This window comes from Streptomyces sp. NPDC088116, from assembly GCF_044741745.1.
In the GTDB taxonomy this organism is placed as follows: Bacteria; Actinomycetota; Actinomycetes; order Streptomycetales; family Streptomycetaceae; genus Streptomyces.
Map to the genome: position 1 here is coordinate 826,819 of NZ_JBIUTF010000001.1, position 13,686 is coordinate 840,504.

14 protein-coding genes are annotated in these 13,686 nt (G+C 69.7%); 7 read left to right on the top strand and 7 right to left on the bottom strand.

Annotated elements, in window-relative coordinates; all coding sequences use genetic code 11:
• Positions 1 to 135: 135 nt before the first annotated feature.
• From ACIOJD_RS03570 to ACIOJD_RS03585, 4 genes are all read left to right on the top strand, one after another.
• On the top strand, positions 136 to 885 hold the full coding sequence (locus tag ACIOJD_RS03570) for a hypothetical protein (protein WP_401908001.1): 750 nt from the start codon (positions 136 to 138) through the stop codon (positions 883 to 885).
• A 76-nt stretch (positions 886 to 961) separates the two neighbouring features.
• Positions 962 to 1,873: an aminoglycoside phosphotransferase family protein gene (locus tag ACIOJD_RS03575; protein ID WP_401908002.1), complete on the top strand. Its 912-nt coding sequence runs from the start codon at positions 962 to 964 to the stop codon at positions 1,871 to 1,873.
• Between the two features lies 1 nt (position 1,874).
• Positions 1,875 to 2,567 (top strand): class I SAM-dependent methyltransferase, encoded by a 693-nt coding sequence (locus tag ACIOJD_RS03580; RefSeq protein WP_401908003.1) that lies wholly within the window; start codon positions 1,875 to 1,877, stop codon positions 2,565 to 2,567.
• A 34-nt stretch (positions 2,568 to 2,601) separates the two neighbouring features.
• Positions 2,602 to 3,180, top strand: coding sequence for an HAD domain-containing protein (locus ACIOJD_RS03585; RefSeq protein ID WP_401908004.1), 579 nt, complete (start codon positions 2,602 to 2,604; stop codon positions 3,178 to 3,180).
• 62 nt (positions 3,181 to 3,242) lie between these two features.
• Here ACIOJD_RS03585 and ACIOJD_RS03590 read toward each other — a convergent pair whose 3' ends face one another.
• The 4 genes from ACIOJD_RS03590 to ACIOJD_RS03605 all read right to left on the bottom strand — a co-directional run bounded on the left by ACIOJD_RS03590 (position 3,243) and on the right by ACIOJD_RS03605 (position 7,789).
• A complete protein-coding gene (locus tag ACIOJD_RS03590; RefSeq protein WP_401908005.1) occupies positions 3,243 to 4,943 on the bottom strand; it encodes a relaxase/mobilization nuclease domain-containing protein in 1,701 nt (566 codons plus the stop codon).
• A complete protein-coding gene (locus ACIOJD_RS03595) occupies positions 4,933 to 5,508 on the bottom strand; it encodes a hypothetical protein (RefSeq protein ID WP_401908925.1) in 576 nt (191 codons plus the stop codon). Before ACIOJD_RS03595 ends, ACIOJD_RS03590 begins: the two co-directional genes overlap by 11 nt.
• 315 nt (positions 5,509 to 5,823) lie before the next feature.
• Positions 5,824 to 7,077: a DUF3631 domain-containing protein gene (locus tag ACIOJD_RS03600; RefSeq protein WP_401908006.1), complete on the bottom strand. Its 1,254-nt coding sequence runs from the start codon at positions 7,075 to 7,077 to the stop codon at positions 5,824 to 5,826.
• Between the two features lie 517 nt (positions 7,078 to 7,594).
• On the bottom strand, positions 7,595 to 7,789 hold the full coding sequence (locus tag ACIOJD_RS03605) for a helix-turn-helix domain-containing protein (RefSeq protein ID WP_358978449.1): 195 nt from the start codon (positions 7,787 to 7,789) through the stop codon (positions 7,595 to 7,597).
• A gap of 121 nt (positions 7,790 to 7,910) precedes the next feature.
• On the opposite strand from ACIOJD_RS03605, the gene ACIOJD_RS03610 reads away from it, so the two are divergent.
• Together ACIOJD_RS03610 and ACIOJD_RS03615 are read left to right on the top strand one after the other, a co-directional pair.
• The gene (locus tag ACIOJD_RS03610; RefSeq protein ID WP_401908007.1) at positions 7,911 to 8,411 is read left to right on the top strand and encodes a helix-turn-helix transcriptional regulator; all 501 of its coding nucleotides are present in this window, start codon (positions 7,911 to 7,913) and stop codon (positions 8,409 to 8,411) included.
• 24 nt (positions 8,412 to 8,435) lie between these two features.
• The gene (locus ACIOJD_RS03615; RefSeq protein WP_401908008.1) at positions 8,436 to 9,554 is read left to right on the top strand and encodes a tyrosine-type recombinase/integrase; all 1,119 of its coding nucleotides are present in this window, start codon (positions 8,436 to 8,438) and stop codon (positions 9,552 to 9,554) included.
• 108 nt (positions 9,555 to 9,662) lie between these two features.
• Here the strand turns inward: ACIOJD_RS03615 and ychF are convergent, their stop codons facing one another.
• A complete protein-coding gene (gene ychF / locus ACIOJD_RS03620) occupies positions 9,663 to 10,751 on the bottom strand; it encodes a redox-regulated ATPase YchF (protein WP_401877249.1) in 1,089 nt (362 codons plus the stop codon).
• A 231-nt stretch (positions 10,752 to 10,982) separates the two neighbouring features.
• Between ychF and ACIOJD_RS03625 the strand changes: the two genes are divergently transcribed.
• Positions 10,983 to 11,726: a DUF6542 domain-containing protein gene (locus ACIOJD_RS03625; RefSeq protein WP_401908009.1), complete on the top strand. Its 744-nt coding sequence runs from the start codon at positions 10,983 to 10,985 to the stop codon at positions 11,724 to 11,726.
• A 39-nt stretch (positions 11,727 to 11,765) separates the two neighbouring features.
• Here the strand turns inward: ACIOJD_RS03625 and ppgK are convergent, their stop codons facing one another.
• Together ppgK and ACIOJD_RS03635 are read right to left on the bottom strand one after the other, a co-directional pair.
• Complete coding sequence (gene ppgK, locus ACIOJD_RS03630; protein ID WP_401908010.1) at positions 11,766 to 12,503, bottom strand: polyphosphate--glucose phosphotransferase; 738 nt, start codon at positions 12,501 to 12,503, stop codon at positions 11,766 to 11,768.
• Between the two features lie 149 nt (positions 12,504 to 12,652).
• Positions 12,653 to 13,681, bottom strand: a complete 1,029-nt coding sequence (locus ACIOJD_RS03635) for a 4-hydroxy-3-methylbut-2-enyl diphosphate reductase (protein ID WP_401877245.1) — start codon at positions 13,679 to 13,681, stop codon at positions 12,653 to 12,655.
• Positions 13,682 to 13,686 lie beyond the last annotated feature (5 nt).

Below are 13,686 nucleotides of genomic sequence, written 5' to 3' on the forward strand. Positions count from 1 at the left end.
TCAGCAGCCGCCCGGAACGGCCCGACCGTGATCCAGGCTCCCCTTGGTCCGGGCGGCACCCCGAAGTTCCGTACGCCCACACCAGGCTCGGGCATTCCTGTGCCCGAACCCGGCCGATCAGAGACGGAGAACACGGTGACCACCATCGACACCACGGCCATCACGGTCGAGCTGCCCGAGGCGTTCGACCCGCGCTGGAGCCGGCTGCCCGGCATCCAGGTCGACGGCCGGCGCATCACCATCAACCCGGCCGAGTATTTCTTCCGCTTCGAGTCGAACACCTGGCTCATCGCCGACTGGGAACTGGTCCAGACCCAGCTCCTCGGCGTGGACGAGACGACCGAAAGCGCGGTCGAGCAGCTCGCGCTCGACTTCATCAAGAACCACGGCGAGTCCACCTCTGACGCCGCTCGCGTCCTGGCCACGGCGTACGAGCTGTACGCCTACCTCTTCCGCGACGAGCACTTGGCCGGTCTCGGACTCCCGCAGATCACCGCTGACCACCTGCGGATGCTCCGAGAGGCCGCCACGCTCATGGCGCTCAACAAGGTCGAGCTGGACGGGCACATCTCCAACGTCGGCCCGTGCTGGTTCTTCCCCGCCGCCACCTCTGTCGTCTTCGACCTGGACGACGAGATGGGCGGGATGCTCGACGAGGTCTACCACGGCGGCTGGTTCAACGAACACCGCCGGATCGAGTCCATCAAGGCCCACGCCGCGCTCGGTGGACGCCTGGTGCACGGCTGCCAGTCCGTACCGGACCAGACCGGTGGTGTCGTCGCGCCCTACGGCGCCTCGATGGCCAACTTCCGCGACGGCCTCGCCGCGTTCAAGGCGGGCTGGATCGAGCAGGTCTACGCCCACCGTGTGAACCCCGCCGCATAACCCCCACCCGAGCAGGTTCCAGGGCGGGCCGGCCCCCTTGCCCGCCCCGGACGCCTCCAACCGACCGGAGCCCCCAATGAGCCCGAACCCCAGCGCCGAACTCCTCGACAACCTGATCACCGTGATCGGTCAGGCCGCCGCCGTACGGGAGGAGGTGCGCGTGTGGTCGATGTCCGGAGTCGAGCGCGTGACCTTCCCCGACAGCTCCACGGCCATCTTCAAGTACGCCAAGAAGCCGTTCGACAGCGAGGATCAGGCCCTCCGCCTGGCTCACACCGTCGGCGTTCCGGTCCCCCAGGTCCACGCCTCCGCCGTTCTGGACGGCTGGCTCGGCATGCTCATGGAGGACCTCGGACCGTCCGTGCGCGAGGCCGACGACCTGGACGGCGTCGCCGCAGCCGTGGTCCTGCACGGCACCCGTACGGCTCCTCCCTTGCCCGTCCTGGACCGGGAGCGGCTGCGTATGCTGCCGGCCCGGGCATTGGAGCACCTCGGACGGCTGCGCAAGGCCGACCGGTGGCAGGAAGCCGACGACGTCGAGGACACGCTCGACCGGGTCGGCCAGGCAGCCGAAGACCGCTCGGCCGGAGCGACGCTGGCGCCGTTCGGCTGGGTGCACTCCGAGTTTCACCCCACCAGCCTCCACATCGGCAAGCGCGGGTGGCGACTGCTCGACTTCGCCCGCGCCTTCACCGGCCCCGGCCTGCTCGACCTCGCCAGCTGGCACGGCACCATCGAGCCCCCGCACCCCGTGCGCCTGCGCGTGTTCCTGGAGCAGTACGTCACCGCCGGCGGTGAGCCCGACGCCCTCGCCCCGCGCGGCGGGCTCACCGCCGAGAACTGGGCCCTGGGCTGGCACCGCATGTGGGCCGTCGAGTGGTTCATGGAGCAGGCCATCCGCTGGATCGACGACCCGGCCACCGACCCTGCCTACATCAAGGTCGTCCGACGCCACCTCAGCGACGTCCTCCACCTCCTGGCGATCTGACGTGCTCGCCCAGGCTTCCCCGTGGCACGCCCACGCCCTTCAACGCACCGCCGCCGGACTTGCCGAACCCCTCGCCGTACCCGCCCGGATGGAATGGACCACGAGGCCCGGACAGGGGCCCGGCGCCGAGATCCTCGGCCCCGACCTGCGTGGCAAGCGACTCCTCGAACTCGGCTGCGGCCCCGGCCACAACGCCGCCCACCTCGCCACCCGCCACGGCTCCCACGTCACCGGCGTCGATCTGGTCGGCCTCCAGGTCCGTCGCGCCCGCTCCCACTACGGACGGCTGAACAACCTCACCTTCGTCGCCGGGCATGCCCTGCACTACCTGCACGCCTCGGACGAGCAGTTCGACGCGATCTACTCCGTCTTCGGCGCCGTCGGGCTCGTCGCTCCCGAACTCCTTCTCCCGGCCATCGCCCAGCGCCTCACACCCGGCCGGGCGCTCGCCTTCTCCGTCCCCCACCCGCAACGCGGCGGCCGAAGCCCCGCCGCCGACGACCGGCCCCGCCGTGACCACGTCACCCTCCCCGACCGCACCCGGCTCCCCATCGCCCGCTGGGAGTTCGACACCGACTACTGGGATAAGCACCTCAGCCGGGCGGGCTTCTGGCTCACCGCGTCCCAGGAGTTCCACGACCCCCGAATGGGCCACTGGCCCACCACCTTGCTGATCCGCGCTCGCAGGCTCTGATAGCCATTCGCCCCGGCTTCCCCTGGAGGAACCGATGCGCCCGCCCTACCTGCTCCTCGACATCGACGGCGTCCTCATCCCCTTCCCCGACACAGACGGCTCGATCCCGGCCACCCACTCCCGCCACGACGTCGTTCCTACTGGCCGCAACGCCGACAACCCGGTCACCGTCTGGCTCGACCCCGCCCATGGCCCCATGCTCATGGACGTGATCCGTACGGGGCTCGTCACGCCGGTCTGGTGCACGAGCTGGCGGCAGGACGCCACCACCCTGATCGGACCGCTTCTCGACCTCCCGCCTCTGCCGCACGTCGACCTTCCGCATCCGCAGATCACCACCAGCCACCCCAACGGCTACCTGTGGAAACGCGACCACGTCGACGCCTGGCTGGACGATGCCCCCGCTGTCTGGATCGACGACGACTTCACCGGCCTCGACCACTCCTGGGCCGCAGAGCGCACCGCCCGCGGCGCGGCGACCCTCCTGATCCAACCTGACCCCCGTACCGGGCTCCAAGCAGAGCACCTGATCGAGGCCCGGACGTGGGTAGGGCGGCTGCTCACTGCGCGGACTGCTGCACCCGCTGCTCCGAACGAAACCGAAGCAGCCTGACGCGAACCCGGGGGCAAAGGGCCGATGCCCCCGCCGCGACGTGGCGCGGGCATCTGGCCGGGTCAGCGGTGCCGACCGCGTTCTTCGGGCCTCATGGCCATTGGTGACGCGGCCGGAGGGTGCAACGTGGCAGCCGCGGACGAGGCGCCGCTGGTGGTGCGTCGTCCGCGAGCGGCTTGCGCCCGCTTGTTCGGTTGAGCGGTGATGCGCCAGTTGAGGACCTCGGCGGGGCGCTCCGCGCTGTCGAGTTCCCGCTCGGAGCCCACCTCGGCCAGAAGGCGTCGGGGAGTGTGACCGGCGGTCTCGGCGTGGGCGAGGGCTGTGGTCAGGGCGGCCCAAGCAGGGTCGGCGAGGATCCGGTCGGCGTGGTCAGGGAGGGCCACGCGAACGTCCTGCTCGAAGCGGCGGGCGGTCGCGGCTCGCGGTGCGCGGCGAGCCAAGTCGGCCAGGACGGGTGGAGCGGCCTGCTGATAGCCCGCCTGAAGGTGGCGGAAGGCTTCCTCGGCCGCAGCAGCCTGCTGTTCGTGGCCACGCTGCTCGTGCCACTTGGCGGCGGCGCGGGCCAGATGCACGGTGGCGAAGAGCAGGGCGACCGCGAGCCCTCCCGGCTCGCTGGAGGCGTAGGCGAGTTCCTTGGCTGCCTTGCGCAAGGCGGTGGCGCCTTGGTGGTCGGCGCGGATGGCGGAGCGGCGGGCGCGGTTGAACGCTTTGGCCGCCGTCCGCAGTTCTGCTCGGTGTGGGCTGGTCGTGGCGCTGGCGATGTTGTACAGGGCATCGCCGAAGGCGGCCAGGTAGCCCTGGGCAGCGGCATCGTCACCGGAGTCGAGAACCGAGTGCGCCGTGTGTATTGCGTTGGTGGCGTGCCTCCATGGCTCGGCAGGGTCCGCCACATACTGCGGGCGGTCGGCCACTTCCCGGTCGGGGAGGCGTTCGCGTAGACGGTTGATGGAGAGGTCAGGGGCGAGTTTCGAGCCGCCATACCAGACGGGTTCGCAGGCCACATTGGTGTCGCCGGGTGCGGCGAGGCTGTAGCCGATCACGTCACCGGTCTCTGGGCCGAGGCGAGTCTTGACCTTGATGCCGAGGGACTGGAGCACGGTGAAGTAGTCGGCTTCGTTGCGCACGGCGGCAGCGACCGCGTACGCCTGCTCACGCAGCCACTGCCGCGCCGTGACCGCCTGGCCCTGGCGCTCGGCCTTGGCGCGTTCGGCGCCGGTGGGGGTGCGAGGAGCGGTGAGGTCACCGGACTTCAGTCGGCGCAGGCCGAATTCGGCTTCGATCTTGCGGCATTCGACTTGGGCCCGCTGTCCGTCGCGGTGGGTGCGCGGGCGCCGCCCGTCGGCGCGGACGGTGGTGGCCATGATGTGGATGTGGTCGTCGGCGTGGCGCACCGCGATCCACCGGCATGCCTTCTCGTCGCCTTCGGGGGCGATGCCGGCGGTGTGAACGATGCGGCGCGCGACCTCGGCCCACTCTGCGTCGGTGAGGTAGCGGTCGCCGGGCGCGGTACGGACCGGACAGTGCCAGACATGCTGAGGTGGTTTCTTGCCACCCAGCTCGCGGGTGCGTAGGTCGACGTGGTGGTCGAGGCGCTTGGCGAGCTGGGAGTAGGTGGCCGCCGGGTCGCGGCCGGGGTCAGGGGCGCCGGCCATGTCCCAGGCGGCGACGATATGAGAGTCCGTGTGTTCGTCGCGTCGGCCGGGGCCGAAGAGGTAGACGATCAGTCCGCGGGAGTCGGAACCGGTGGAGACGTCAGGCACCATGAGCGGTGCCCTCTGCCAGGAGCTGGTCGATCAGTCGGTAGCTCTTCTCGGCTGATTGCTCGACGCAGTCCAGCACGGCCTCGGCACGCTCGGGCACCGTTCCTCGGTGGATGGCTGCGGTGATCTGGTTGAGGTTGCCGCCGATGCGGTTCAGCGCGACCGTGTGTGCCTCGACGGCCTCGATCAGCGGGCGGAGTGGATCGTCCTCCGGGCTGCCAACCAGCCCCGCCTTGCCAAGGGCGACGGCGAGGGCGGCGTCCCCGACGAATCCGGCGAACTTCTGCCCGCGCTGGTGAGCGGCGGCGCTGATCACGCGGACCGCGGTCCGCGTGAAGCGGATGGTCTTCTCCTGGTCGCGCTTTTCAACCGTGCGCTTGCGGTTCATCAGCGCGGGCAGGACGGGGGCGTCGAGATCTCGCCAGGAGGGCTGCTCGACGGGCGGTTGGACTTCGGCGGGCGGCTGAGTGATCGGGGCGACGGAATCTGCTGCGGGCAGGCAGCCGATCTCGGCTATGCCCTCCTCCGGCTCGTGCGCCCCCTGGCGCTCGGCCTTCTCCTCCGCCACCCCTGGGGCGGGGGCAAGCGCGGACGAAGCCTCGTTAGAGGCTCGTTCGCTCCAGCTTGCTGCTGATCGACGGGTCAGGCCGAAGAATCCCTTGCGGCGGCGGGTGGGGGCGTTGTCGGTGCCCGTTTCGGACATGGTGGCGCTCCGGTGGTCGTGTGCGGTTGGGCCTCGTCACGTCCGTTGCATCCGTCCCGTAGCTGGTCAGGACAGGTACGGAGGCGGTCGCAGGTACGGAGTGATCCGTATCGGCAAGGAACTCCGTCCCCGCGCTGACCTGCGCGGGGACGGATGCGACGGATTGATACGGAGCTGGTGTCAGCGAGTGGGCTTGGGGCCGGCAGGTCCGCTGGGCGGACCGATGGGCAGCGTCCCGGTGGGAGGGGCGGGCGGCTTGCCGCGGGTTGGCCGTGCGAGCGCGGCCTCGTCGGCTGTGGGGTCCGGCTGTGCAGGGTCAGGGCAGTAGCGAGCCCAGGCGTCGAAGAAATGGTTGCGGGCGTACGCCTTGGCCTGCCTGCCGTTCTCGAAGCGGTGGTTGGCCGGGCTGATGCCGAAGTCGCGCAGCAGGTTGGCCAGGTGGTAGGCGTTCAGGCCCTTGGTGCCGTACTCGGCCCACGGCCCCTCCGCGTCCTGGAGGAGGGCGGCGAGCAGGTCCTGGCTGCGCAGAGCCTCCTTGTTGCCCTCCTGCTCGAACACGCGGCGGACGTCGCGCAGCAGCCGCGTCTTCAGCGTCGTCTGCTCGTCCTGGACCACCTCGTTGCGCGCCATCGCCAGGCAGGCGGCACGGGCCCGCGACGGCCAGTGCCCGCCGGCCAGGTCGGCGACGATCACCAGCGGCTCCCATGTGTCGGCGGCGCGGTCCTCGACCGGCATCTGCGGAACCAAGCCCGCGGCGGTGCTCCGCAGCGGGGCCAGCCAGGCGGTCAGCCGGTCGCGCAGAGCGTGCAGTTCGGGCAGCGAGTACCGCGAGCGGAATGGAGTGATCCGCTCGCCCGGCTTACGCTTCTGCATGCGGATGACGACCGCCCGGTCCATGATCGTGTCCGGTAGGTTGCCGATCCCGGCAAGCGCGGCCATGGCGAAGGTGGGAAACGCCGTCGGCTTGTGCTCCGGCCCGGAGATCCGCCAGGCGGGTCGGTTGCGCTGGTGCCCGGCGTTCAGCAGGCCGCGAAGGTCCTCCTTGTCGCCGGCCTTGGGGCCGAAGATGGTGTCGGCCTCGTCCACCAGCAGCGTCGGCGGGTTCTTGCCGATGACGCGGAACACCACCGCAGGCGACGTGTTCACCGTCATCATCGGCTGGTGCACGGTCTCATGGAGCACGTCCAGGACCCGGGACTTGCCGCACCCCTTGGTCGGCCCCACGACCGCCAGCCGTGGGGCGTGCTGGAGGGCAGGCTGGATGTGGGAGGCCGCCACCCACAGCGTGACCGCCGTCAGGGCCTCGACGCTCGGCAGCACCGCGTACCGGCCGATCGCCGCACGTAGGTCATCCAGCAACGCGGCTCCTTCGTCGGCCGTCTCGCTGCTCGTACCGGCGCGGTCCCCGGTCCCCGATTCACCGTCGGGGACCACGGTCCCCGTAGATGCGTGGGGACCGTGGCCCTCGCCATCTACTCGCAGCGCGCCGCGCTGGTCCGAGATTCGGGGACCGGGTTCGGGGACCGGCGGACCGAAAGTCTCCGCCCGGTCCCCAGCTTCCGCGCCAGCGGGACCGGTCCCCAAGGCGCTGACCTGCTCATATTCCGTGCGGGGGGAATTTCGGTCCCCGACCGGAACACCCGTCGAAGCATCACGGCTGGCGTGTGCAGCAGGGGACCATGACTCCGTTCGGTCCCCGCTTCGCTCCCCGTTGCGCCAGGGGATGCCCTGGCCGGGGACCTCGGTGGTGGGCCAGACAACCTTGGATGTGTTCGAGGTGGCGGGGGACGTAGAGTCCTCCATAGACGTTCCTCTCAAGTGAGGGACGGGACGGGCAAGGTCCCGCCCCTCACCGGTTCGTTCGTTCAGGGATGGGCGACGTGCAGGGGAATCTCCGGCCCTCGGCGTAGGCACGCCGAGGGCCGTTGCTGTGTCCGGACCTCCCGGCAGCTCATGAGGCCAGGCCCCACTCGTCTCGGCCGTCGATCAAGGTGCGCTCGTAGCGCAGCAGCTCGGCCTCGGGGTACAGCACCCGCTTGCCGACCTTGATGCCGAGCGGCCCCTTCTTGATGTGGCGCCAGTAGCGGACGGTGCTTTCGGCTGTGCGGTAGCGCTCGGCGACCTCGGCGGTGGTCAGATATCGCATGCATTCCCATTCGGTTAGGAAGTGATTCGATCCGCATAGAGTTGTACCCCAGGATCGGCGGTTACCCAAATCGGGAAGCTCATGTTTCAATTGGGATAGTTACGGTGACGATGGAGGTTCGATGGCAGGCGACAAGCCCGAGGGTGGCGAGGTGCCCCTGCTCTACAGCGAGGGGAACGTGGCCGCGCGCGTGGCCCTGGAGCGCGAGGTCAGAGGTTGGAGCACGACCGAGCTGGCCGAGCGGGTGACCAGGGCCGGCGTCAGGATGAACCAGACAGCGGTCTGGCGCATCGAGAACGGCACGCCTCGCCGACGCATCAACCTCGATGAGGCTCTCGCCTTTACGCGGGTCTTCGAACTCCCCCTCGAAGAGCTCATGTCACCGCCGCTGGAGGGCCTCGATATCGGCAGTCGACGGCTCGTCCAAGAAGCCGTCGAGGCGTTCTACGAGACCCGAGACGCACGCGACCGCCTGCACCACGCCGTGGTCGCCATCGCCAATCACGTCAAGGCTCGCCCCGACAGCTCGCGGGCGATCCACGAGCAGTGTCTCCGCCTCATGGGCGACGAGCGGGACGCTCGCATCCTCACCAGTGACATCGAGGACGGCGGCCACTACTGACAACCGACATGAAGGAGAAGCCACTTGGCCAACATCCAGAAGCGCCCCAACGGCAAATGGCGTGCTCGCTACCGCGACCTCGACGGCAAGGAGCACGCTCGCCACTTCGACCGCAAGATCGACGCCCAGCGGTGGCTCGACGAGGTCACGGCCAGCGTGGTCACCGGACAGTACGTCGACCCGCGGTCGGCGAAGAAGCCCTTCAAGGAGTACGCGGAGGAATGGCGGGCCATCCAGCCGCACCGGCCTTCCACGGCCAAGGCGGTGGCCCAGCACCTGCGCTGCTACGTCTACCCGGCCTGGGAGAAGCGGGCGCTCGGCGCCATCAAGCCCGGCGACGTACAGAGCTGGGTCACCAGCCTGACCGCCACGCATGGGCTGGCCGCCAGCACCTCACGCACGGTCTTCAACACGGTCAACGCCGTCTTCCGGGCGGCCGTCCGTGACCGGATGATCCCTCACAACCCTTGCGCCGAGGCGAAGCTGCCGTCGGTACCACGGAAGAAGGTCGTGCCGCTGGCCGTCGAGCAAGTGCGGTCGTTGTCCGAGGAAATACCCGCCCGATACAAGGGCCTCGTGCTGCTCGGCGCGGCCACCGGGCTCCGCCCCGGCGAGCTCTTCGGCCTCCAACTCCGGCACGTGGACCTGCTGCACGCGACCGTCTCGGTCGAGCAGCAGATCCAGCAGGCCGCCAAGCACGGGGTGTACGTCGGACCGCCGAAGACCGCGCGCTCACACCGCACGGTTCCGCTCCCCCGCATGGCAGTGGATGCGATGAAGGCCCACCTGCGAGACTTCCCCGCCGATGGGCCCGAGAGCTGGATCTTCACGGCGCCGCAAGGCGGGCCTGTGGTCTACACGCACTTCATGGACGGGTCCTGGCGGCCCGCCTGCGCGAAGGCCGGCATACCGAAGGGCACCGGACCCCACGCCCTCCGGCACCACTACGCCAGCCTGCTGATCAAGCACGGCGAGTCGGTGAAGACCGTCTCTGAGCGCCTCGGTCACACCAACGCGGCCATGACGCTGAACATCTACACGCACCTGTGGCCCGACTCCGAGGAGCGGACCCGGGCCGCCGTCGACAAGGCGTACGCGGACCGCCCTGCGGACGGCGAGACGGCGGTCGACGAAGCGGCGTAGCCGCTCCCCCGCGTGCCGGACTCATCCAGCGCGCTGCGGACTCTGCGCGGACAGCAAAGGCCGCCCAACCCACTCCGCCGCAGGTCAGACGGCCATTCGCCGGACGTCTTAGACGTTGAAGCGGAACTCCACCACGTCCCCGTCCTGCATGACGTACTCCTTGCCCTCCATGCGCGCCTTGCCCGCCGAGCGGGCGTCCGCCACCGAGCCCGTCTCCACCAGGTCGGCGAAGGAGATGACCTCCGCCTTGATGAAACCCTTCTGGAAGTCGGTGTGGATCACGCCGGCCGCCTCGGGGGCCGTGGCGCCCTTGTTGATCGTCCAGGCGCGGGATTCCTTGGGGCCGGCCGTGAGGTACGTCTGGAGGCCGAGGGTGCGGAAGCCGACGTGGGCGAGGGTGGCCAGGCCCGGTTCTTCCTGGCCTACCGACTGGAGGAGCTCCAGGGCCTCCTCGTCGTCCAGTTCGGCGAGGTCCGACTCCAGTTTGGCGTTGAGGAAGATCGCCTCGGCGGGGGCGACCAAAGCGCGCTGTTCGTCCTTGAAGGTGTCGTCCGTCAGCTCGTCCTCGTCGACGTTGAAGACGTAGAGGAAGGGCTTCGTCGTGAGCAGGTGCAGGTCGTGCAGCGGCTCCGACTTCTCCGTGCCCTGGACGATGCCCGCGGAGAAGAGGGTCTCGCCGCGCTCCAGGATGGCCTGGGCCTCCTCGATCGCCTTGACCTTCGGCAGGACGTCCTTCTTGATGCGCGACTCCCGCGCCAGCCGCGGCAGGACCTTCTCGATCGTCTGGAGGTCGGCGAGGATCAGCTCGGTGTTGATCGTCTCGATGTCGTCCTTGGGCGAGACCTTGCCGTCGACGTGGACGACGTTCTCGTCCTTGAAGGCGCGGATGACCTGGCAGATCGCGTCCGACTCACGGATGTTCGCCAGGAACTTGTTGCCCAGGCCCTCACCCTCCGAGGCGCCGCGCACGATGCCGGCGATGTCGACGAAGTCGACCGTGGCCGGGAGGATCTTCTGGGAGCCGAAGATCTCCGCGAGCTTGTTCAGGCGCGGGTCCGGTACGCCGACCACGCCGACGTTCGGCTCGATGGTGGCGAACGGGTAGTTGGCCGCCAGCACGTCGTTCTTGGTCAGGGCGTTGAACATGGTCGACTTGCCGACATTCGGCAGACCGACGATTCCGATCGTGAGCGACACGTTGGCGACTTCCTGAAGTGGGTGCTGAGCGGGTACCGGAGGGGTACTGGCTGATGGCCTGTGCGGCCCGGAGAGCGGACCGATCCCCCAGTTTACGGGCGGGTCGCGGCGGCCGACGACGGGCCGTGGGCGGGCCCCGAGGGGCCCGGGGCCCTCGAACTCAGCGCCAAGGTCCCCCAAAGCGCGTGTCCAACGCCGGATTCGTCCCCCTACGCCACCTACTTTGGTCCGGTGGAGCAGCACTGGACACGTCAGCAGACCCCGCGCCGGCCCCGGCCACAGAACCCCGTCGCCGCGCGGAACCGGCAGAGCGCCCCCGCGCAGCGGAGCGCCACTTCCGGCCCCGTCGGCGTCCACGGGATTCCCGCGAAGCCCCGGCGGCGGGTGCCTCCGGCATCGCGTCGGTCGCGTCGGCTGCCCAACCCCCGGTTCACCGGGCTCGGCGCCGGGCTGTTCGCCACCGCCACGATGCTGTTCATCGCCTACGCGGACCAGCTGCTCCTGGACGGTGAGCCACTGGTGTACGGGGCGCTGTTCCTGCCGGTCAGCGCGGTGACGGCGCTCTGGGTACGTACCGCCGATCTGGTGACCGCCCCCATCAGCGCGCCCATCGCCTTCGCGGTCGGCACCCTTCCGATCGCCGGTGGCACCGGCGGCGTCGGCGGGCACGCGATGGCGCTCATCACCTCGCTGGCCGTGCACGCCGGCTGGCTGTACGGCGGCACTCTCGTCGCCGGGCTCATCGCTTCCGTACGGAAGGTGCGGGAGATGGGGCGGCGGCAGCGGATCCGCGAGGCGGTCGCCAGGACCGCCGCCGAGGCCGCCTCCACCAGGGCCGGGATCGGGACGGCGACCGGGACAGCCAGGGCGGGTGCGCCCCGGACCGTACCCGTCCGGACCGGGACGGCTCAGACCGGGACCGCCCGGACCGGGGCCACCGCCTACCGCGCCACTCGGAGCACATGGCGCGGCTAGGCCGTGCTGAAACACGGCCCAGGTCCCGTCAGGCCACGCTCACCGTCCCGCCGCCGCCATCGCGGCGCCCACGATCCCCGCGTTGTTCTGGAGCTCCGCCGGGAGGATCTCGGCCCTGATCCCCTCGATCAGCGGGAGGAACTTGTCGGCTTTGCGGCTCACCCCGCCGCCGATGATGAACAGCTCCGGCGAGAACAGCATCTCCAGGTGCGCCAGATACTTCTGGACGCGGTGCGCCCAGTGGTGCCAGCTCAGGTCCTCGTCGTCCTTGGCCTTCGTCGAGGCGTGCTTCTCCGCCTCGTGACCGTGCAGCTCCAGATGGCCCAGCTCGGTGTTGGGGACCAGCTTGCCGTCCACGAAGAGCGCGCTGCCGATGCCCGTACCGAAGGTCAGCAGGAACACCGTGCCCTTACGGCCGCGTCCCGCGCCGAACGCCATTTCCGCCACACCCGCCGCGTCGGCGTCGTTGAGGACCGTGGCCCGCAGATTCAGCCGGTCACCGAGCACCTGGCCCGCGTCCATATCGATCCACGACTTGTCGACATTGGCGGCCGTACGGATCACGGAACCCGTGACCACGCCGGGGAAGGTGATCCCGACCGGGCCCGACCAGCCGAAGTGCCGTACGACCTCGACCACGCCGTCGGCGACGCTCTCGGGCGTCGCCGGATGCGGGGTGAGCACTTTATGCCGCGGTTCGACCAGGTCGCCGCGGTCCAGGTCCACGGGCGCGCCTTTGATGCCCGAACCGCCGATGTCCACTCCGAAGACGTTCATGGACACAACGTTACGGGCAGACGCTGACAGCGACTTCCGGACGGTCACTTTCCCGCACAGGGACTTCGGGACGGCGGGCTTCCGCGTACGCGGGACCCGGGACGGCCGCTTTCCTCCTACAGAGGTCGGCGACCGCCCCGCGGCTCAGCTCACTTCTCCGAGAGTGCCGCCGCCTCGGCGCGCAGGTCCCGGCGCAGCTCCTTGGGGAGCGAGAACGTGATCGACTCCTCCGCCGCCTTGACGATCTCGACATCCTCGAAGCCGCGCTGCGAGAGCCACTCCAGGACACCCTCGACCAGCACCTCCGGCACGGACGCGCCCGAGGTGACACCGACCGTGGAGACGCCGTCCAGCCACGCCTCGTCGATCTCCTCGGCGCCGTCCACCAGGTGGGAGGCGCGGGCACCGGCGCCGAGGGCGACCTCGACCAGTCGTACCGAGTTGGAGGAGTTCTTGGAGCCGACGACGATCACCAGGTCCGAGTCGGCGCCCATCTGCTTGACCGCGATCTGGCGGTTCTGCGTGGCGTAGCAGATGTCGTCGCTCGGCGGCGACATCAGCTGCGGGAACTTGTCCTTGAGCGCGTCGACCGTCTCCATGGTCTCGTCCACGGAGAGCGTGGTCTGGGAGAGCCAGACGACCTTCGACTCGTCGCGGACCTCGACATTGGCGACATCGCCCGGTCCGTCGACCAGCGTGATGTGGTCCGGGGCCTCGCCCGACGTACCGATGACCTCCTCATGGCCGTCGTGGCCGATGAGCAGGATGTCGTAGTCCTCCTCCGCGAAGCGGACTGCTTCCTTGTGGACCTTGGTGACCAGGGGGCAGGTCGCGTCGATGGTGGCGAGCTTGCGCTCGGCCGCTTCCTCGTGGACGACCGGGGCGACGCCGTGCGCCGAGAACATGACGATCGATCCCTCGGGGACCTCCGCCGTCTCCTCGACGAAGATGGCGCCCTTCTTCTCCAGGGTCCGGACGACGTACTTGTTGTGGACGATCTCGTGGCGGACGTAGACCGGTGATCCGTACTGTTCCAGGGCTTTCTCAACAGCGATCACGGCACGGTCGACCCCGGCGCAGTAGCCGCGGGGCGCGGCGAGCAGGACGCGTTTGCCGGCGCGGCGCGCGGCGTCTCCACTGGGGGTGGCGGCGGGCGACGGGCGGGACGTAGCAGTCATGCCCC